General features: G+C 63.5%; 18 protein-coding genes. 12 read left to right on the forward strand and 6 right to left on the reverse strand.

Annotation, left to right across the window (positions count from 1 at the left end):
- Positions 1-20: 20 nt before the first annotated feature.
- The 4 genes from X566_RS10435 to X566_RS10450 all read left to right on the forward strand — a co-directional run bounded on the left by X566_RS10435 (position 21) and on the right by X566_RS10450 (position 5,338).
- A complete protein-coding gene (locus X566_RS10435) occupies positions 21-2,282 on the forward strand; it encodes a xanthine dehydrogenase family protein molybdopterin-binding subunit (RefSeq protein WP_034465922.1) in 2,262 nt (753 codons plus the stop codon).
- Between the two features lie 129 nt (positions 2,283-2,411).
- On the forward strand, positions 2,412-2,987 hold the full coding sequence (locus X566_RS10440) for a TRAP transporter small permease (RefSeq protein WP_343213060.1): 576 nt from the start codon (positions 2,412-2,414) through the stop codon (positions 2,985-2,987).
- A gap of 7 nt (positions 2,988-2,994) precedes the next feature.
- Positions 2,995-4,308: a TRAP transporter large permease gene (locus X566_RS10445; protein WP_034465928.1), complete on the forward strand. Its 1,314-nt coding sequence runs from the start codon at positions 2,995-2,997 to the stop codon at positions 4,306-4,308.
- Between the two features lie 40 nt (positions 4,309-4,348).
- The gene (locus X566_RS10450; RefSeq protein ID WP_034465931.1) at positions 4,349-5,338 is read left to right on the forward strand and encodes a TRAP transporter substrate-binding protein; all 990 of its coding nucleotides are present in this window, start codon (positions 4,349-4,351) and stop codon (positions 5,336-5,338) included.
- A gap of 25 nt (positions 5,339-5,363) precedes the next feature.
- Here X566_RS10450 and X566_RS10455 read toward each other — a convergent pair whose 3' ends face one another.
- Positions 5,364-6,299 (reverse strand): transcriptional regulator GcvA, encoded by a 936-nt coding sequence (locus X566_RS10455; RefSeq protein WP_034465934.1) that lies wholly within the window; start codon positions 6,297-6,299, stop codon positions 5,364-5,366.
- Between the two features lie 45 nt (positions 6,300-6,344).
- Between X566_RS10455 and X566_RS10460 the strand changes: the two genes are divergently transcribed.
- Together X566_RS10460 and X566_RS10465 are read left to right on the forward strand one after the other, a co-directional pair.
- Positions 6,345-6,617 (forward strand): DUF1127 domain-containing protein, encoded by a 273-nt coding sequence (locus tag X566_RS10460; protein WP_409337818.1) that lies wholly within the window; start codon positions 6,345-6,347, stop codon positions 6,615-6,617.
- Positions 6,618-6,708: 91 nt separating this feature from the next.
- The gene (locus X566_RS10465; RefSeq protein WP_034468323.1) at positions 6,709-7,317 is read left to right on the forward strand and encodes a GNAT family N-acetyltransferase; all 609 of its coding nucleotides are present in this window, start codon (positions 6,709-6,711) and stop codon (positions 7,315-7,317) included.
- Between the two features lie 86 nt (positions 7,318-7,403).
- Here the strand turns inward: X566_RS10465 and X566_RS10470 are convergent, their stop codons facing one another.
- A complete protein-coding gene (locus tag X566_RS10470) occupies positions 7,404-9,011 on the reverse strand; it encodes a gamma-glutamyltransferase family protein (RefSeq protein ID WP_034465936.1) in 1,608 nt (535 codons plus the stop codon).
- Between the two features lie 128 nt (positions 9,012-9,139).
- On the opposite strand from X566_RS10470, the gene X566_RS10475 reads away from it, so the two are divergent.
- Positions 9,140-11,203 carry an acetoacetate--CoA ligase gene (locus X566_RS10475; protein ID WP_081740127.1) on the forward strand — a complete coding sequence of 688 codons (2,064 nt, stop codon included), beginning with the start codon at positions 9,140-9,142 and terminating at the stop codon, positions 11,201-11,203.
- Between the two features lie 34 nt (positions 11,204-11,237).
- Here X566_RS10475 and X566_RS10480 read toward each other — a convergent pair whose 3' ends face one another.
- Both X566_RS10480 and X566_RS10485 read right to left on the reverse strand, forming a co-directional pair.
- Positions 11,238-11,786 carry a carboxymuconolactone decarboxylase family protein gene (locus X566_RS10480; protein WP_034465943.1) on the reverse strand — a complete coding sequence of 183 codons (549 nt, stop codon included), beginning with the start codon at positions 11,784-11,786 and terminating at the stop codon, positions 11,238-11,240.
- A gap of 131 nt (positions 11,787-11,917) precedes the next feature.
- Positions 11,918-13,144 carry an MFS transporter gene (locus X566_RS10485; protein WP_034465946.1) on the reverse strand — a complete coding sequence of 409 codons (1,227 nt, stop codon included), beginning with the start codon at positions 13,142-13,144 and terminating at the stop codon, positions 11,918-11,920.
- 421 nt (positions 13,145-13,565) lie between these two features.
- Between X566_RS10485 and X566_RS10490 the strand changes: the two genes are divergently transcribed.
- The 3 genes from X566_RS10490 to X566_RS10500 all read left to right on the forward strand — a co-directional run bounded on the left by X566_RS10490 (position 13,566) and on the right by X566_RS10500 (position 17,191).
- Positions 13,566-14,915 (forward strand): esterase-like activity of phytase family protein, encoded by a 1,350-nt coding sequence (locus X566_RS10490; protein WP_034465947.1) that lies wholly within the window; start codon positions 13,566-13,568, stop codon positions 14,913-14,915.
- Positions 14,916-15,093: 178 nt separating this feature from the next.
- Positions 15,094-15,705, forward strand: a complete 612-nt coding sequence (locus X566_RS10495) for a pyridoxamine 5'-phosphate oxidase family protein (RefSeq protein ID WP_034465948.1) — start codon at positions 15,094-15,096, stop codon at positions 15,703-15,705.
- Positions 15,706-15,913: 208 nt separating this feature from the next.
- Positions 15,914-17,191 (forward strand): MFS transporter, encoded by a 1,278-nt coding sequence (locus X566_RS10500; protein WP_034465951.1) that lies wholly within the window; start codon positions 15,914-15,916, stop codon positions 17,189-17,191.
- 210 nt (positions 17,192-17,401) lie between these two features.
- On the opposite strand, the gene X566_RS10505 is transcribed toward X566_RS10500, so the two are convergent.
- Entirely contained in the window at positions 17,402-18,061 is a 660-nt protein-coding gene (locus X566_RS10505; protein WP_034465954.1) for a TerC family protein, read from the reverse strand.
- Between the two features lie 17 nt (positions 18,062-18,078).
- Entirely contained in the window at positions 18,079-18,420 is a 342-nt protein-coding gene (locus X566_RS10510) for a hypothetical protein (RefSeq protein WP_152539838.1), read from the reverse strand.
- A 179-nt stretch (positions 18,421-18,599) separates the two neighbouring features.
- Between X566_RS10510 and X566_RS10515 the strand changes: the two genes are divergently transcribed.
- On the forward strand, positions 18,600-18,893 hold the full coding sequence (locus X566_RS10515) for a helix-turn-helix domain-containing protein (protein ID WP_034465961.1): 294 nt from the start codon (positions 18,600-18,602) through the stop codon (positions 18,891-18,893).
- Complete coding sequence (locus tag X566_RS10520) at positions 18,890-19,348, forward strand: hypothetical protein (RefSeq protein WP_034465965.1); 459 nt, start codon at positions 18,890-18,892, stop codon at positions 19,346-19,348. Before X566_RS10515 ends, X566_RS10520 begins: the two co-directional genes overlap by 4 nt.
- Positions 19,349-19,383: the final 35 nt, after the last annotated feature.

Below are 19,383 nucleotides of genomic sequence, written 5' to 3' on the forward strand. Positions count from 1 at the left end.
CGTGAGGAGCCGCGCGTCCCTTGGCGATCATCGGTCAATCCATTGCGCGTGTTGAAGACGCCAGGCTGCTGAGCGGGAGCGGCCGGTTCACGGCGGATACCGCGCCTGTAGCCGCCGCGCATGCGGTGTTCGTCCGCTCGCCGCATGCCCATGCGCGGATCGTCGAGGTCGATGTCGCTGCTGCGCGAACCGCGCCGGGTGTTCTCGCGGTGCTGACCGCAGCCGATGCGGAAGCCGCCGGGCTTGGATGGCTGCGCTGTCCGGCGACGCTGCCCGGGCATGCGATCGTCGATCCAGGCCGGCCGATCCTCGCCCGGGAGCGGGCCCGCTTCGTCGGCGAGGCGGTCGCGTGCGTGGTCGCGGACACGCTGGCCCACGCGATCGATGCTGCCGAACGGGTCGTCGTCGATTATCAGCCGCTGCCATCCGTCACCCGCACAGACGGCGCGATCGGCGGCGAGCCGCTCTGGCCGCAGGCGCCCGGCAATGTCTGTTGCGACTGGTCGGCGGGCAATGCGGCCGCAGTCGAAGCCGCCTTCGCTGCGGCCGACCACGTTGTCAGTCTCGACATCGTCAACAACCGCGTTGCGGTGGTGCCGCTCGAAACCCGCTGCGCATGGGCGAGCTTCGATCCGAAGCCGCAGCATTACCGTCTGCATGTGCCGAGCCAGGGCGTCTTCTTCCTTCGCGATTGCCTGGCGAACGATGTGCTGAAGATCGCCCCGGAACGGCTCGACGTCATCACCGAAGACGTCGGCGGCGCGTTTGGCATGAAGATATCGCCTTATCCGGAATATGCGTGTCTGTTATGGGCCGCGAAGGTTGCGAGCCGCCCGGTGGTCTGGATATCGGAGCGCACGGAATCGTTCCTGTCGGATACTCACGCCCGCGATCACGTCACGCGCGCGTCGCTGGCGCTGGATGCGAAGGGGCGCTTTCTCGCGCTCAGGCACGATGTGATCGCCAACCTGGGCGCATATCCATCGGCGGTGTCGCCGACCGTGCCCACCCTCGGCTACGCGAAGATGGCGCCGAGCGTCTATCATATCCCGGCGATGCATATCCATGTGCGTGGCGTCTTCACCAACACGGCGCCGACGGATGCTTATCGCGGCGCCGGAAAGCCGGAGGCGCTGTTCGTGTTGGAGCGGCTGATCGATCGCGCCGCGCCCCAGCTTCGTCTCGATCCAGTCGTGTTGCGGCGTCGCAACCTGATTACGCCGCGCATGCTGCCTTACAAGACGGCGGCCGGGCAGACCTATGATGCAGGAGATTTTGCGCAGGCGCTGGATCGCGCGCTGGTCCTTGGGCAGCGCGAGACCTTCGAGAAGCGCCGCAAGCAGGCAGCAAGGCTGCGGCGCCTGCGCGGATGGGGCATGGCCTTCTACATTCACGGGACCGGCGGCGATCCCAACGAGACCAGCCGCGTTGTCGCCGAACCCGCCGGCCGCCTCACTGCCACCACCAGCCGGCAGGATTCGGGCCAAGGCCATCGCACGGTCTATGCGCAGTTGCTTGCCGATCGGTTCGGCGTTCCGCTGCAGCAGATCGAAATCCGGCAGGGCGACAGCACGACCGCGCTGCGCGGCGGCGGCACCGGCGGCTCGTCGTCGTTGATCATCGCCGGCGTCGCGATGATCGCCGCAGGCGAGGCGATGATCGCGCGGGCGACGGAGCTCGCCGCACAGCATCTCGAAGTTGCTGCGGGCGATGTGGAGTATCGCGATGGCACGTTCATCGTAAGGGGTACGGATGTCAGGCTCGACCTGTTCGATCTCGCCGCGACAACGGGAGCGATCGAAGGCACGGCGACATTCGCCGAGAGCAATGCGAGTTATCCCTATGGCTGCCAAGTTGCGGAGGTGGAGATCGATCCCGAAACCGGGTCGGTGATCCTCCTCAATCATCTGTCGGTCGATGATCTCGGCCGGGTGATCCATCCCGCGTCGGCGAAAGGCCAACTGGTCGGGGGCATGGTGCAAGGATTGGGTCAGGCGCTGTGGGAGCACATCCGTTACGAGCCGGAATCGGGCCAACTGCTGACCGCATCGCTGATGGATTATGCATTGCCGCGGGCAGCCGATCTTCCGGCGGTCGATGCGGTGTTCATCGAAACGGCAACGCGCAACAACAGCCTCGGCGTGAAGGGGGCGGGTGAGTGCGGAACGATGGGGGCGGCACCCGCGGTGATGAACGCGATCGTCGATGCGCTGAAACCTTACGGCGTGCATCATGTCGACATGCCGGCCACGCCGGAGAAACTCTGGCGCCTTTGCCGGTGAAGGACAGCCGTGAATGCAAACCGGGCAACAGGTCTGCAAAACGGTCACGCTCACCCTAAAAGATAAGCGAGCGATCCGGAAAACCCACTTCCCAGCTTGCGAAATCCTGTCTTAGGATGCCTGCCTCAGGTGGAGGGGCGACTGCGGATGCTGGGACGGCTGCTGCGCAAACTGCTCGACGGTCTCTACCTCGGCGCCGGCTGGCTCGCAGGCGTGTTTCTGATCGTCATCTTCCTTCTGATGATGGCGTTGTCCGCCGGACGGAAGTTCGGCATCAACATTCCGGCGGGCGATGATTTCGCCGCCTGGTCGATGGCGGCGATGGCCTTCCTCGGGCTCGCGCACACGTTCAAGTCGGGGGAGATGATCCGCGTCGGCCTGCTGATCGATCGTTTTACCGGCCGCACGCGGCAGACGATTGAAATCGTCGCGCTGCTGATCGGCATCGGTTTCGCCGGTTACTTCACCTGGCACGCGATCAACTTCACTTATTATTCATGGCTGACAAATGAGGTCGCCACCGGCGTCGTACCGCTGAAGATCTGGATTCCGCAGACCGCCTTCTCGGGTGGGCTTGCGATCCTGACCCTCGCCATGGTGGACGAACTGGTCTACGTGCTCGCCGGCCATAGGCCGCGTTACGAGAAGGAGCCACCAAAGACGGCCGAAGAAGCCGTCGAGCGCGCGGTCGCGAGCGCGGTATGAGGGCTTGATGGCGGGCGCCCAGCTTCTGGAAATCGCTGCGCTGCTATTTGCCGTGTTGGCCGGTCTGCTCGCCGGCGGAGTCTGGATCGCCATCAGCCTGCTGGCGGTCGGCTGGCTCGGCATGCTGTTCGTCGGAGGCATTCCCGCAGGGTCGGTGCTCGCGACCACGGTGTGGAGCAACAGTGCCAGTTGGGATTTGGCGGCGTTGCCGCTGTTCATCTGGATGGGCGAAATCCTGTTCCGCACGCGGTTGTCCGAGGAGATGTTTCGCGGCTTGGCGCCGTGGCTCGGCTGGCTTCCCGGCCGGCTGATGCATGTCAACGTCATCGCGTCGGGGCTGTTCGGCTCGGTCTCCGGGTCGTCGGCCGCGACCTGCGCGACGGTGGCGAAGATCGCGCTGCCGGAACTGAAGCGCCGCGGTTACGACGAGACGCTGAGCCTCGGCTCGCTCGCCGGCGCGGGCACGCTTGGCATTCTGATTCCACCGTCGATCACCATGGTCGTGTATGCGGTGGCTGCCAACGTCTCGATCGTGCAGCTCTTCCTTGCCGGCTTCCTGCCGGGCTTTCTGGTGATGGCGCTGTATTCCGGCTACATCGCGGGCTGGTCGGTAGCGCATGCGAACAAGATGCCGCCGTCCGAACCGCAGATGAGCTTCGCCGAAAAAATCCGGGAGTCGGCCAACCTCATTCCGCTGACGCTGCTGATCCTGCTGGTGTTCGCAGTGCTGATCACCGGCTGGGCGTCGGCGACTGAATGTGCAGCATGGGGCGTGCTTGGATCGCTGCTGATCGCCTGGTGGGGCGGCTCGCTGACAAGAGCCTCGTTTTGGCAAAGCGTGATGGGCACCACGCGGACGACCTGCATGATCATGCTGATCCTTGCCGGGGCCTCGTTCATGAAACAGTCGATGGGCTACACGGGGATCCCGCTTGCGCTCGCGGCCTGGGTCGACAGCCTGCAACTCAGTCCCTATGCGCTGATCGCCGCGCTGACGGTCATGTACATCGTGCTTGGAACCGCTCTCGACGGCATTTCGATGATCGTACTGACGACGGCGGTGGTGCTGCCGATGGTGCAGAAGGCCGGCTTCGATCTGGTTTGGTTCGGCATCTTCGTGGTGCTGATCGTGGAGATGGCCGAGGTCTCGCCGCCGGTCGGGTTCAACCTGTTCGTGCTGCAGACCATGAGCGGCAAGGATTCCAACACGGTGGCGATCGCCGCGCTGCCGTTCTTTTTTCTGCTGGTGGTGGCCGTGGCCATCATCACGGCATTCCCGTCTATCGTCACCTGGCTGCCAAAGTATGTCTTTCCCGGATAGCCGGCGAGGCTAGGATCGGGCCAATCGAGGGAGCGTTCGAATGATCAATCGTAGAACCATCTTCGCGACTGTCGCTTGTTTCGCCATCGGTCTCGGTAGCGGCGTCAATCACGCAAGCGCGCAGACGACCTGGAATCTGCCGGCCGCCTATCCGGCCGACAATCCGCACACGGAAAATCTCGTCGCCTTCGCCAAGGACGTGGAGGCTGCAACTGGTGGCAAGCTGAAGGTCAACGTGCATGCCAATGCCTCTTTGTTCAAGGCTCCCGACATCAAGCGCGCGGTGGCGACCGGGCAGGCGCAGATGGGCGAGGTGCTGCTGTCGATCCACGAGAACGAGGATCCGGTGTTCGGTCTCGATGTCGTGCCGTTTCTGGCAACCAGCTTCCCCGAGGCGATGAAGCTCTATCAGGCATCGAAGCCTGCGATCGAGAAGAAGCTCGCCTCACAAGGGTTGATGTTGCTGTTTGCGGTGCCGTGGGCGCCGCAGGGCGTCTACACGAAGAAGGATCTCAACTCCGCGGCCGATATGAAGGGGCTGAAGTGGCGCGCCTACAATGTCGGAACGAGCCGGATCGGCGAACTGGTCGGCGCACAGCCGGTGACGATCCAGGCGGCCGAGCTGCCGCAGGCGTTGGCGACAGGCATCGTCGATTCCTTCATGTCGTCGGGCGGCACGGGATACGACACCAAGGTCTGGGAGTCGCTGACGCACTTCTACGACGTGCAGGCCTGGATTCCGAAGAACGTCACCTTCGTCAACAAGGCGGCGTTCGATGCGCTCGACAAGCCGACCCAGGAGGCGATTCTGAAGGCGGCGGCCACGGCGGAAACCCGCGGCTGGAAGGCCTGGGAGGACAAGACGAGCTGGTATGTCGAGCAGCTCAAGGCGAAGGGCATGAAGGTGCAGCCGCCGAGCGCGACGCTGAAGGACGATTTCAAGAAGATCGGCGAGCAGCTGACCGACGACTGGCTGAAGAAGGCGGGCGCCGATGGCAAGGCTCTGGTGGACGCCTATAAGAAGATGTAGCGCGGCGCGCCTGTACCGCCGCGCACTACCGGCGGGCCGCGAGATGCAGCGGCGGCGCGAGCGTCCCCTTGTCGCGACTGGCTGATGCTTTCAGCCAATCGCGAAAGGCTGCGATCTTCGGCTGATCGGCGGTCGCTTCCGGGCAAACGAGATAGAATCCGGCCGCCGACGGGATCACCAGATCGAACGGTACGACGAGGCGGCCCTGGGCGATATCCGCCTCCACATAGGCGGTGCGGCCCATGGCGATTCCAAGCCCATCGATCGCCGCCTGCACCGTCATGAAGATCAGGTCAAAGGTCAGTCCGGGATGCTGCGAGGGATTGGCGGATTTGCCCGCTGCGGTCAGCCACACACGCCAGTCGTCCTCATAGGCATCGCTGGTGTGGAGCAGCGTGAAGTTGGCGAGGTCATCGACGTTGCGCAGCGGGTGACGGCCCTTCAGCAGCGCCGGGCTGCAAACCGGAAACATCTCGTCCGCCATCAGCCAGTCGGACCGCAGCCCCGGCCAGTGGCCGAGGCCATACCGGATTCCCGCATCGACACCTTCGCGTTCGAAATCGATCAGCGCGGTGGACGTCGTCACCCGCACATCGATCGTGGGATGTAGGTCCTGGAATTTCGACAGGCGCGGCACCAGCCATTTCGCCGCGAGCGAGGCCAGCGTGCTGACGATCAGCACATTCGCGTTTTCCCGCTGCTTCAGTCGCTCGGTGGCGAGCCGAAGATCCTGGAAAGCGGCGCGGATGCCCGGCAGGTACTCGCGGGCCTCGGTGGTCAGGACCAATGTCCGGTTCTGCCGGACGAAGAGGCGGAGACCCAGTTCGTCTTCCAGACGTTTGATCTGATGGCTGATCGCCGTCTGCGTGACGTTCAATTCCGCCGCGGCCTTCGTGAAACTCATATGCCGGGCGGCGGCTTCGAAGGCGCGTAATCCGTTCAGCGAGGGCAGCCTGGACATGAGCTGATCTCATACATGAGATATCCTCATATATAAGCCGACAAAGTGTCGTTTGTCAAAGCTGCGCCGCAGCAAGATATTGACCCCAACAAATGGCTTCCTATGGAGATGGCGATGTCTGCTCTGACATCTCGCTTTGTGACAAATTTTCATGTTCTCGATGGTCTTTCCCGTATTGCGCAGACGCTAGAGGTTTGGCGTGAGCGCGCCCGCAGCCGGCACGAGCTCGCGCAGTGGTCCGAGCGGGAGCTGCACGACATCGGCGTCTCGGCGGCAAGCGTGGCCGATGAGATCAACAAGCCGTTCTGGCGCGCCTGATCGATCAGCACGCGGGAGGGCCGCGACGTGCCGGGGCCTTCGGTGCACAATCCTTCGACGTACGGCCGCAAACGGTCCGCGGGAGATGGCGATGTTTGACATCCGAGCCAGCGCGTTACGGTCGTTTGCCGACGTCATCCGTCTGCCGTCGGGGCAGAAGCTCATTGTGCGCTTCGTCGAGCCGGAAGATGTCGAATCCCTGCAAGCCTACTTGCATGCGCTGTCGCGCCCATCCCACTACAATCGCTTCCTCGGCGCAGTGCGGGCGCTCTCGGGCAAGGAGCTCGATCGCATAGTGCGGATCGGCGAGGAGCGTCGTTTCGCGGTAATCGCCGAGCTTCAGGTTGATGGGCGGCCGCTCATTGTGGGCGAAGCGCGCTATGCGTTCGATCCAACATGGCGACAGGTCGAGTTCGGCATGTCGATCGGCGAGGCGTGGCGGCGGCGCGGCATGGGGTCGGCTCTGATCGCCAACCTGGAGTGCCGGGCGGCCGCGTCTGGCGCCGTCAATCTGTTCGGGGAGGCGCTGCGGACTAACGAAGCGATGATCGCGCTGGCGCGCAAAGCCGGCTTCTCACTCAAGCACGCGCCGGACGACTGGCGGCTGTCGCGCTTCGAGAAGAAACTCGGTTCCGCCGTAAACGAGATTCCGTGTCCGGGATCGCGGCGTGTCGCCGCGGCGCTCGCTGCGGCTGGTTAGCGCCTCGTGCCGGCTGATTGAATCGGAGCCGAACGCTCACGCCACTGGGCTCATCGTCCGGCGCGCCGACGTCTCACCCACATGGCTCAGATCCCGACCGGATAGCCGTCCTTGCGATGATCGGAGGCTGCAATGTAGCCACCATCGACCTTCATGGCGAGCTGCGCGCAGCCGAACTCGGTGTCGAAGCGGTCTGCGACCACCACTTTGTGGCCGCGTTCGCGCAAGCCTTCGATCGCGTCCTTGGAGAAATTCCATTCCACGGCGACGGTGGCATTGTCATCCTGCACGCGCCAGCGCGGCGCATCGCTCGCGGCCTGCGGGTTCTGGCCGTGGTCGGCAATGCGCGATGTCACCTGCACATGGCCTTGCGCCTGCATCGATCCACCCATCACGCCGAAGCTCATCAGCGGCTGGCCGTTGCGGGTCAGGAATCCGGGAATGATGGTGTGGAAGGGGCGCTTGCCGGGACCGACCTGGTTCGGATGCCCTGGCTTCAGGCTGAAGCCGAAGGCGCGGTTCTGCAGTGCGATGCCGGTGTTGGGCACGACCACGCCGGAGCCGAACCCTTTGAAGTTCGATTGGATGAACGACACCATCATGCCGTTCTTGTCGGCTGCGGTGAGATACACCGTGCCGCCGTTCAGTGGCATTCCCGGCAGACAGGTCGCCGCGCGATCGAGATCAATCAACGTCGCGCGCTTATGCAGATACGTCTTATCGAGCAGATGCGCGGCGGTGATATTGCGCATGGTGTCGGGATCGCCGACATACTCGCTCATGTCGGCAATGGCGAGCTTGATCGCCTCGATCTTGATGTGCTGCGTCAGCGCCGTGTCCGGCTCATCCGCCGCGATGTTGAAGTTGTCGAGGATGCCGAGCGCGATCAGTGCGCCGATGCCCTGGCCGTTCGGGCCGATCTCATGCAGCGTCAGGTCGCGGTAGGTCATCGCGATAGGCTCGACCCAATCGGCCTTATGCGCGGCGAGATCGGCTTCTTCGATCAGGCCGCCGGTGTTGCGCGCGTGGGCCGCGATCGCTGCGGCCAACTCGCCATGATAGAAGGCTTCGCCCTTGGTTTCGGCGATGCGCGCCAGTGTGCGCGCCTGTCCGGGGCAGATGAACCGCTCGCCGGGGAGTGGCGCGCGGCCCTTCGGCGCGAAGGCTTCGCGATAGCCCGGCTGCACGCTCAGCTCGGCGACCTGCGCCTGCCAATGGCGCTGCACCGTGGGCGAGACGAGGTAGCCGTCGGTGGCGTAGCGGATCGCCGGCTCGAACAGGTCCGCGAACGGCAGCTTGCCGAACTTGTCCGACACCGTGCGCCAGGCGGAAACGGTGCCCGGAACCGTCACCGAGTCCCAGCCTCGCATCGGCATGGTCTCACGGTCCTTGAAATGCGTCGGCGTCATCCGCCGCGGGGCGCGTCCGGATGCATTCAATCCATGCAGCTTGCCGTCAGCCCAGATCAGCGCGAAGGTGTCGCCGCCAATGCCGTTCTGGCAGGGTTCGACCACCGTCAGGGCAATCGCGGTTGCAAGCGCAGCATCCACGGCGTTGCCGCCGCGCAGGTACATCGCAAGGCCGGCGGCCGAGGCCAAAGGCTGTGAGGTCGAAACCACGTTTTCCGCCAGCAGCGGCATCCGCTGCGAAACGTAAGGGAATGACCAAAACGAGGCGTTGTCGAAGGGGAGCATGGGGAGAGCCTTTCGCTGCGCCCGGAGACTAGCCGATTTTCGCGGCGGTGCTATCGACTTGTGAGCCTCAAATCCGTAGGTTCCGATCAAACAAGCAACGAGCCATGGAAAGGCCTGCGACGCATCCCATGAACGCGCCCTATGTTCCCCAGATCGCCCTCTTTCAAGATTGGTTGAAGGACAAGCGCGGCCTCACCTTTGCATCCTACGATGCCGTGTGGCGCTGGTCGGTGACCGATCTCGACGGCTTCTGGCAGTGCATCTGGGATTATTTCGATCTCCAGTCGCCAACCCCGCACAGCGCGGTGCTGGCACGGCGCGATATGCCGAACGCGGTCTGGTTCGCCGGCGCTCAAGTCAACTATGCGCGGCAGGTGTTCCGCCATGTCGAGGCTGCGCACCGTGCAGATCAACCCGCGGTCATGAGCAACAACGAGAAGGGCGCGCGCCAGGCGCTGTCCTGGCCCGAGTTGCAGCGGCAGGCGGCATCGTTGGCGCTGCATCTGCGGGACCAGGGCGTGCAGTCGGGTGATCGGGTTGCGGCCTATCTGCCGAATATCATCGAGACGATCGTCGCGTTCCTGGCGGTGGCCAGCATCGGCGGCGTCTGGAGCCTGTGCGCGCCGGACATGGGCACGGCCGCGGTGCTCGACCGCTTCAAGCAGATCGAGCCGAAGGTGCTGATCGCATGCGACGGCGTCAGCTATGCCGGCAAGGACCACGACCGGACCCAGGTGGTGCGCGAGTTGCGAGCCGCGCTGCCGAGCGTGCAGCATCTCATCCTGCATACCAATCTCGGCACCACCGGCGGGGTCGAGGATACGGTTTCATTCGCCGCGACGATCGCGCGCGATGATGCTGCGGTAAGGGCGTTCGAACCGGTGTGGCTGCCGTTCGATCATCCGCTCTGGATCGTGTATTCGAGCGGCACGACCGGTTTGCCGAAGCCGATCGTACACGGCCATGGCGGCATCCTGCTGATGTCGCTGACGCTGAACGTGATCCATAACGACGTCGGCAGCAGCTATGCGCCGAACTCGCTTGGCGAGCGCTTCCATTGGTACAGCTCGACCGGATGGGTGATGTGGAATTGCCAGGTCAATGGGCTGCTCGGCGGCACGACCTGCTGCATTTTCGACGGCAATCCGGGCGGCGCGAAGGACAGTCCGGACTGGACGACGCTGTGGCGCTTCGCTGCCGATCTCGGCGTGACGTTCTTCGGTGCGGGCGCGGCGTTCTTCGCCAACTGCATGAAGGCGGGCGTGGACCTGTCGGCGTGTGGCGATCTGTCGAAGGTGCGCGCGCTCGGGACGACCGGTTCGCCGCTGAGCGAAGACGTGCAGCGCTGGGGCACCGCGCAGTTCGCCAAGCTCGCGGCGACGAACTGCAATGCGGCGCAGAAAGACATCTGGTGGTGCAACATGTCCGGCGGCACCGACTTCGCTGGCGCCTTCATCGGCGGCAATCGCCAGTTGCCGACCGTGCCGGGCGAGATGCAATGCAGGCTGCTCGGCTGTGCGGTCGAAGCGTTCACTGAGGAGGGCAAGCCTGTCGTCGGCGATGTCGGCGAACTGGTCTGCACCGAGCCGCTGCCGTCGATGCCGCTCTATTTCTGGGGCGACGACGGCAACAAGCGCTACATCGCCAGCTACTTCGATACATATCCTGCGAATTTCGACGGCTCCGGCCGCGGGCCAGTCTGGCGTCATGGCGACTGGCTGAAGATCATGCCGCATGGCGGCTGCATCATTTATGGCCGCAGCGACGCGACGATCAACCGTCACGGCCTGCGGATGGGTACCAGCGAGCTCTATAGCGCGGTCGAAGGGCTGCCTGAGGTGATGGACTCGATGGTGGTCGACCTCGAGTATCTCGGCCGCGAGAGCTACATGCCGCTGTTTGTCGTCTTGCGCGAGGGGCTCACGCTCGATGATCGGCTGAAGGCGGCCATCAATGGAGCGATCCGCACGGCGCTATCGCCGCGCTTCGTGCCGAACGACGTATTTCAGGTCGCGGAGATTCCGCGCACCTTGTCCGGCAAGAAGCAGGAGCTGCCGGTCAAGAAGCTAATGCTGGGCCAACCGGTCGAACGGGTCATCAACAAGGATGCGATGGCAAACCCGGGTTGTCTCGATTGGTATGTGTTGTTCGCGACCGCGTATCTTCGCGATCGGAAACCGGCGGCGTCATAGAGAAACCGGCGGCTCTGAGCCGCCTGGCCTCGGTTCATTTGGGAAGCGGGAAGGCGTCGAGATACGTCTTGTAGTCATCCTCGACATCGATCTGCAACGCTGCGAGCAGCCGCACCACGCCGTTGTAGAACGCGATGGCAACGATCAGTTCGACGATCGTCTCGGCATCCATGTGCCGGTTCAGCGCGGCGAAGGTTTCGTCCGAAAGCGCGATCTTATGGGTCATCTCGCGCGCGGCCTGCAGCACCGCCTTCGTCAGCGGGTCGAGATTCGAGGGCTTGCCGCTGTTCTCGTCGATCAGCCCACGGATGTCGTCATCGGACACACCGAATTCGCGGCCGATCTTGATGTGGTGCGAGTACTCGTATGCGGAGCGGGTGAGATAGCCGACCTGCAGGATCGCCAGTTCGCGCAGACGCGGATCGAGCTTGCTCTTGAACCGGATGTGCCCCCCGAGCTTGCCGAAGGCGCGGGCGGCAGCGGGGCTATGCACCAGGATCTTGTTGAGGTTGATCTTGCGCGCCAGCAGGTCGTGGTGCTCGGCAGCTATGTCGGCCAGATCGAGATAGGGAAGGCGAGCCATGCGGTGATGCTCTCGGATGGTTTGGTGTGGTTAGGTTGCGACCCGGAAAACTCGGGCGCGATGGTCCGAAACGATCATACCCAAACAAGGAACCAAAGCGCGGGGGCGATTGATCCAAACCTGATCGCGCTTCAGGTCGCCTCGGCCGGGCTCGGCTTGCGCCGCTCCGTCACGAACGCCAGCAGAACCGTCAGCGCCATGAAGAAGGCGGCCAGCCAGAACACGCCGCGCGGCATGGATTGATCCATGACCCAGCCGAACAGGATCGGGCTGACGATGCCGCTCATGTTGAAGCCGGTTGAAACGATGCCGAAGGCACGTCCGGCAGCGCCGGGCGGCGCTGCCTTGCGCACCATCATGTCGCGGGACGGCGCGATCACGCCGCCGAGGAAGCCCGCCAGCGTCATCATCGCGATCATCAACGCTGGATGCGGCGTGAACATCGCGATCAGGATGACGAGGACGACGTTCGCGGCAAAGCATGCGGCGGCGACGTCGCCGTGGCGGTGGGTACGATCGGCGAGAAAACCGCCCGCGAGCACGCCCACCGCGCTGGCGCCGAGATAGGCGGTCAGGGCGATATTGGCGGTCGAGAACACGAGGCCGTAGCCGCTCATCAGCGAGACCACGCCGAAGGTGCTGATGCCGCTGTTGGACAGGCCGAGCAGCATGAAGAAGATCGTCAGCGAGATGATTGCCGGGGTGAGGACACTGGTCGGTGCGTTCGGATCCGCGCTGGCATTGGTGTTCGCGGCGGTCGCGGCACTGGCTTCGGGAATCGGGAAGAGCACCAGCAGCAGCGCCACGGCAAAGCCGATCACGCCGGTTGCGATCAGCGCGCCGGTGCCGCTGGTCAGCGCCACGAGGGCCGCGACCAGCGCGGGCGCAACGGCGCCGCCGAAGAAGCCGGCGAAGGTGTGGATCGAGAAGGCCCTGCCGATGCGCCGGCCGTCGATATTGGCCGCCAACAGCGCGTAGTCGGAGGGATGATAGACGCTGTTGGCGAGCCCGAGCAGGGCGGCGCAGCCGATCAGGGTCGCGTAGTTCAGGCTGAAGCCCAGGATGATGAAGGCGATGCTGCCGAGGCAAACACCCAGGATCAGCAGCTTGCGCGCGCCGAAGCGGTCGACGACGTAGCCCAGTGGCGCCTGGGTCAGCCCGGATACCACGCCGAACACGGTCATCGACAGGCCAAGCTCGATGAAGCCGACGCCGAGCCTGTCCTTCAGGAACGGGTACAGCATCGGCAGCACCAGGATGTAATAGTGGCTGAGCCAGTGCGCGACCGAAATGACGGTCAGGCTGCGCAGTTCCGACTGCGTCTCGCTCCGCTCCGACCCGGCGACGATGTCCGCCATGGCGATCCCAGCTCCGCTTCTTTATCGATGCCCTAGTGTCCCGAATCCGACGTCCGCTGTCCTTTGCAGGACGCTCAGAGCGAACGTCGGATTCGGGCAGGACACTAGCAAATTCATGATTCTCGTGTCGTTTCTGGATCAGAAACTCATCACTCAGCTACCTGCTTCCGGGCGCGGTTGTCTATCGTTGCATGGCTGGCCCGCATTCTGCCGGTCGCGCCAGCGCCATGGTGCCCTCGTGGCCGGGAGCGGACGGGACCCTCGCCCGCAGCTTGGCTGAAGGTGCGAAATCAGACGCCAGATCAATGGTTTGTGTCATTCCTGGAGAGGATGACGCGTGTCATCTGCGGGTCATGGATTTGTCAAAGGGGCGCAATGTCCATTCTTCAGAAGGTGCGCGGGCTCACTGAGGAGACTTGCCATGCGCCATTCGTTTCTGTGCTCCGTTGCACTGAGTTTCATGTTGTCGACGGGAGCGCTGGCCAGCGCCGAATTTCCGGCAACGCTCGCCGGTCATGCGGTTCTCCCGGCAGAAACCTTTATCGAGGCCCCGGCGGATGCTCCGGCCGACCTGAAGACATCGGGCAAGTATACCACTGGCCGCCGGGTCGAGGCGCTGGGCAGCGTCATGGGCAAATCCTACGAGCGGCCGACCGGCGTCTCCGTCCCGTTCAAGGGGCAGCCGTTGCAGGGGCACTCGGGCATCAAGGTGATGCCCGACGGCACATTCTGGGTGCTGACCGACAATGGCATGGGCTCGCGTTACAATTCCGCGGATTCGATGCTGTACCTCAACCGTCACAAGATCGATTGGACGACCGGCAAGGTCGAGCGCCAGGAGACGGTATTCCTGCATGACCCGGATCGGAAGGTGCCGTTCCGTATCGTCCATGAGGATACGGCCAAACGCTATCTCACCGGCGCCGATTTTGACACTGAAGGCTTCCAGATCATCGGCGATACCTTCTGGATCGGCGAAGAATTCGGCCCCTACATCATCAAGGCGGACAAGAGCGGCAAGGTGCTGGCGGTGTTCGAGTCAATGGCGGACGGCAAGCCGGTGCGCTCGCCGGATCATTGGTCGGTGCAGTCTCCGGGCGCGCCGGGCGCAACCTATACGACCGTCAATCTGCGCCGCTCCAAGGGTTACGAAGGCTTTGCCAGCTCCAAGGACGGCAAATTCCTCTATCCGCTGCTCGAAGGCGCGCTGTGGGATCCGGAGAAGAAGGACATCGAGAAGGTCGATGGCAAGGAAGCCGCGCGCATCCTTGAATTCGATGTCGTGGCGGAGACGTTCACCGGCCGCTTCTGGTATTACGTGTTCGAGGCGAACGGCAACGCCATCGGCGACTTCAACATGCTGGACGCAACGTCCGGCTTGGTGATCGAGCGTGACAATGGCGAAGGCACGCCGGACAAGGCCTGTCCGCAGGGCCAGCGCGGCGAGAGCTGTTTCGCCGATCTCGCCAAGTTCAAGCGGGTGTACAAGGTCGAATTGTCCGATGCCAACGCCGGCAAGCCGGTGCGCAAGGTCGCCTATATTGATCTGATGAAGATCAAGGATCCGGAGAAGAAGGCACGCAAGGCGCTGAACGATGGTGTCCTGACGTTCCCGTTCTTCACGATCGAAAATGTCGATCGGGTCGACGATCGCCATATTATTGTCGGCAATGACAATAATCTGCCGTTCTCCACCAGCCGGGATCCGAACAAGGCAGACGATAACGAATTCGTCCTGCTCGAAGCCGCGGACTTCCTGAAGGCGAAGTGAGGCACTGCGCCGGTGCCGATGGCCCGGCGCGCTGCTCTTAAGATCCATCTTCATCTTAAGAGACCTTCGGCGGTGCGCTTGATGCCCCAAGCGCACCGCCAACCATTTGCAAGTCCCTTGCTGGTGCGCCATCCGCTGGGCTAAAAGGCCGGCATCCCATCGCAGCCGGAGCTTCCCGATGTCGATTGTGTCGTCTGTTGAAGAGCTCGAGGCGATCTACGGAAAGCCTAATGACGCTTCGACGGTCAAAGTCGCCGACCGGGTGACGGCCGAATACCGCAAGCTGATCGAGGTCTCGCCGTTTGCCGCGCTGGCAACCAGCGGTCCTGAAGGGCTCGATTGCTCGCCGCGCGGCGACGCCGCCGGCTTCGTCCGTATCCATGACGACAAGACGCTGATGATGCCGGACCGGCGCGGCAACAACCGGATCGACTCCTTGCGCAACATCGTGCGTGATCCGCGGGTGGCGCTGTTGTTTCTGATCCCCGGCGTCGGAAGCACGTTGCGGATCAACGGCCGCGCGCATATCGCGACCGATCCTGCGCTGTGCCAGTCATTCCTGATGGAAGGCAAGGCGCCGCGTTCGGTGATCGTCATGGATGTCGATGAGGTCTATTTCCAGTGCGCGCGAGCCATCGTCCGCTCCGATCTCTGGAATCCCGCCAAGCATGTCGACGCGAAGGATCTGCCGAGTCCGGGCCAGATCCTGGCCAGCATGAGCGCCAATCGGGTCGGCGGCGAGGAGTATGATCGGGCTTGGCCGGAGCGGGCTCGGCAGACGATGTGGTGACCGGCTGCGGCTGCAGCGGCGCTTGATCCCGGAAAGATACGTCAAGCGAAGGCCATTGACCCCAACGGCAGGTGGGCCGGGCGCGGGAGTGCGTACCCCTGTCGCGCCGCCTGCATTCCTGCCATCGTGCGTCGGGCGATGGTCGACACGCTTATATGATGATAGTCATAGAAACCGTCGGCTATTCCTGCGCGAAGGGGCGCTTCTCATGAATTCCACGCTATCCGCGGGCACGCCTGCCCAGTCCCGCATTCACTACGCCTGGGTCGTTGCCGCCGCGACGTTCCTGTCCGGATTGATCATGGCCGGCGCGGTCGGAGCGCCGGGAATCTTCATTATTCCGCTGCAGCAGGAGTTCGGCTGGTCCACCTCGGATATTTCCGCCGCACTCGCGATCCGCTTCTTCCTGTTCGGCATCATCGCGCCGTTCGCGGCCGCGCTGATGAACCGGTATGGCGTGCGCCGTGTTGTCCTGACCGCGCAGAGCATCGTCGCCGGCAGCCTGCTGCTGTCGCTGGGAATGACCAGCCTGTGGCAACTGATGCTGCTCTGGGGCATCGGCGTCGGCATCGGAACGGGAATGACGGCATTGGTGCTCGGCGCGACCGTGGCGACACGCTGGTTCACGGCACGACGAGGGCTCGTGGTCGGCATTCTGACCGCCAGCGTCGCGACGGGACAGCTGATCTTCCTGCCGATCCTCACCTCGCTGTCGGTTGCCTATGGCTGGCGCATCGCCTTGATGGTGGTGTGCGTGGCCGTCGGCGGTGCGGCGTTGGTGATGCTGTTGCTGATGCGGGATCGCCCGTCGGATGTCGGCCTGCTGCCCTATGGTCACGAGGGACCACCGCCGGCTGCGCCGCCGGCACCGGCCTCGGTGACGGCCGCTGCCTTCGGCGCCTTGCGCGACGCCTCACGCACGCGGGCATTCTGGATTCTGTTCGGCACCTTCTTCATTTGCGGCGCCAGCACCAACGGCTTGATCCAGACCCACTTCATCCCGATGTGCGTCGATTACGGCCTGACGCAAACCAGTGCGGCAGGGTTGCTCGCTGCGATCGGTGTGTTCGACTTCTTCGGAACGATCATCTCGGGCTGGCTGTCGGACCGGTACAACAATCGCTGGCTGCTGTTCTGGTACTACGGCTTGCGCGGCCTGTCGCTCGTGTTCCTGCCCTTCACGGACTTTACCTTCTTCGGCCTGTCGCTGTTCGCCGTGTTCTACGGGCTCGACTGGATCGCGACCGTGCCGCCGACGGTCAAGCTGACGGCCGCGAAGTTCGGTCCCGAGCGCGCCAATCTTGTGTTTGGCTGGATCTTCGCGGGCCATCAAATCGGTGCAGCATTGGCGGCCTTCGCGGCCGGGTTCTCGCGGACGATGCTGGCGACGTATCTGCCGGCCTTCTTCGCCGCCGGCGCGCTGTGCATTGTCGCCGCGGTGATCGCGCTGACGATCGAGGATCGGCGTCGCACGGCGGAGACGTAGCGGCGGGCGAAGCGTCAAAGCGTTTGTCAAAGACCGGCAAAATAAAGGGGCGCAGCATCGACGATGCCGCGCCCCCTCTTTATGCGTCAAACTGACGGATCGCTAATCGCTAGAGCGCGATGAGATTTGGACGAATCGTCTTCGCGCTCTAGCTTGTTGTTTGAGCATGGTCTTTTCGGAAAACCGCTACACACTTTTCCGGATCATGCTCTAGTTGAACATCGCCAGCGCGGTGACGAGCGGCAACACCTCCTGTGTGCCGCGATAGATCATCTCAACCGCCACATAGAGGATGACCGCGAGGCCGACATAGGCGATCCAGCGATGCTTCTGCAGCAGCTTGGCGATAAACGTCGCCGCGATGCCCATCAGCGCGATCGACAGCGCAAGGCCGAACACCAGCACGTATGGATGCTCGCGCGCCGCGCCGGCGACGGCGAGCACGTTGTCGAGCGACATCGATACGTCGGCGATGATGATCTGCCAGGTCGCCTGTGCCAAGGTCTTGCGCGGGCCGCGAACCGATGCGGTGCCATCGGGGTTGACGTCGATGTCGAACGACTCGGCGGTTTCTTCGGCATGCTGGCTGCGCAACTCGCGCCACATCTTCCAGCACACCCACAGCAGCAACAGTCCGCCCGCGAGCAGCAGGCCGACGATCTGCAGCAGTTGCGCCGTCGCCGCGGCAAAGCCGATGCGGAGAACCGTGGCGGCAACAATGCCGATCAGGATCGCGCGCTTGCGTTGTTCAGCGGGCAAGCCGGCGGCTGCAAGGCCGATGACGATCGCGTTGTCGCCTGCGAGCACCAGATCGATCATGATGACCTGCAGGAGCGCCGTCAGCGCTTGGGCGGTGAAAAGTTCAGCCATAATGTCGTTCCAGCTCGCTACTCTGATGGTTTGGATTCAAGAAGAGGAAGCACCTGCCCGGCGTCGCTCAGCAGCGCCGCGAAGATGCCGATGAACGTGAGCGCGCCGGCGATGTCCCAGTAGGTCACGCCGGCCGCGATCAAACGCTGCGCCGTCAGCCAGGCGATCGCCGCCGCGGTTGCCGCGGCGATGACCGCCATCACGCTGATGATCGGCAGCACGAGCGGCGACGGTGCGGTCCAGGCAATGGTGCCGGTCGCAAGAGTTCCGACGACCGCCACGGCGGCCGCCAGCAACCTCGGACCCTTCCATTCGTTGCTTCGAACCGGCGGGTTCGGAGAATGGAGTTTGATAGGCACCAATACCTCCCGTAGCCGTCACATCGTTGTCGGGTTGACGAAGTCCGCGTTCGTTGCTGGGTTTAAGACAGAGCCGAATTGTGCTAAGTCTCAATTCGCGCGAGCGCATTCATTTTTGGATAGTTTAGTACACTTGAAACTTCGGAACGATCAAGAGTTTTTGAAGTCGGGAGGGGCCAGTGCATTTTGCGAAGGCGGAGCCTGAAGCGAAGCTGCTGCGGAAGCAGGCTGGGGCTTGGCTGAAAGGCTTGAGGAACCGGGCCGGATTGTCGCAGGTCGAACTCGCGGACCGGTTGGGTCTTAAGTACTACACATTCATCTCGCAGGTGGAAAACGGCTTCGGTCGTGTTCCCACCGAGGCGATGGAAGGCTGGGCTCGCGCGTTGGGAGAAACCCCGTCGTCATTCGCCCGCAAGCTGCTCGAGTTTTATGATCCGGAGCTTCACCGGCTCCTCTTCGAGGACAAGACATGAAAGCGCAGAACGTCATCGCGTTTCACCCACTCGAGCGGCCGCATTGCTGGTCTCAGGATGAGTTGCAGGAGATGGTTGCGCTCTATTCGGCGCATGCTTCGCGCAGAAAATTCTCGGCGTGGGACACCGGCAAGACCGATCTCGGCGATCCGCAGTTCTATATCGTCGGCCGCAGGCCGGAGCTCGACTGCGTCCTGTGCTTGACGCGGATCGGCCGCCTCTACGTGCTGGAGGATGGCGAGGGTTCGGTGGTCGCCGAGAGCGTGCATCTGGCCGACGTGACCGAAGCGGCATCGGCGATGCTGAAGCCGCGCCGGCATCCGTCCCTGGTCGCGCGTTCGCTGCTTGCGCTTTGCGCGTTCCGCGTGGTGCTCGATCAGAAGATCGAGCTGATGCTTGCGGAATCGATGGAGCATGTCAGTCGCGTCGCGCCGCAGCTCGCTGCACTGGTGTAAGCCGCGCCGGTCGCTCGCAAACCGGCCGCCCCGTT

Origin of the sequence: Afipia sp. P52-10, from assembly GCF_000516555.1 — a bacterium.
In the GTDB taxonomy this organism is placed as follows: domain Bacteria; phylum Pseudomonadota; class Alphaproteobacteria; order Rhizobiales; family Xanthobacteraceae; genus P52-10.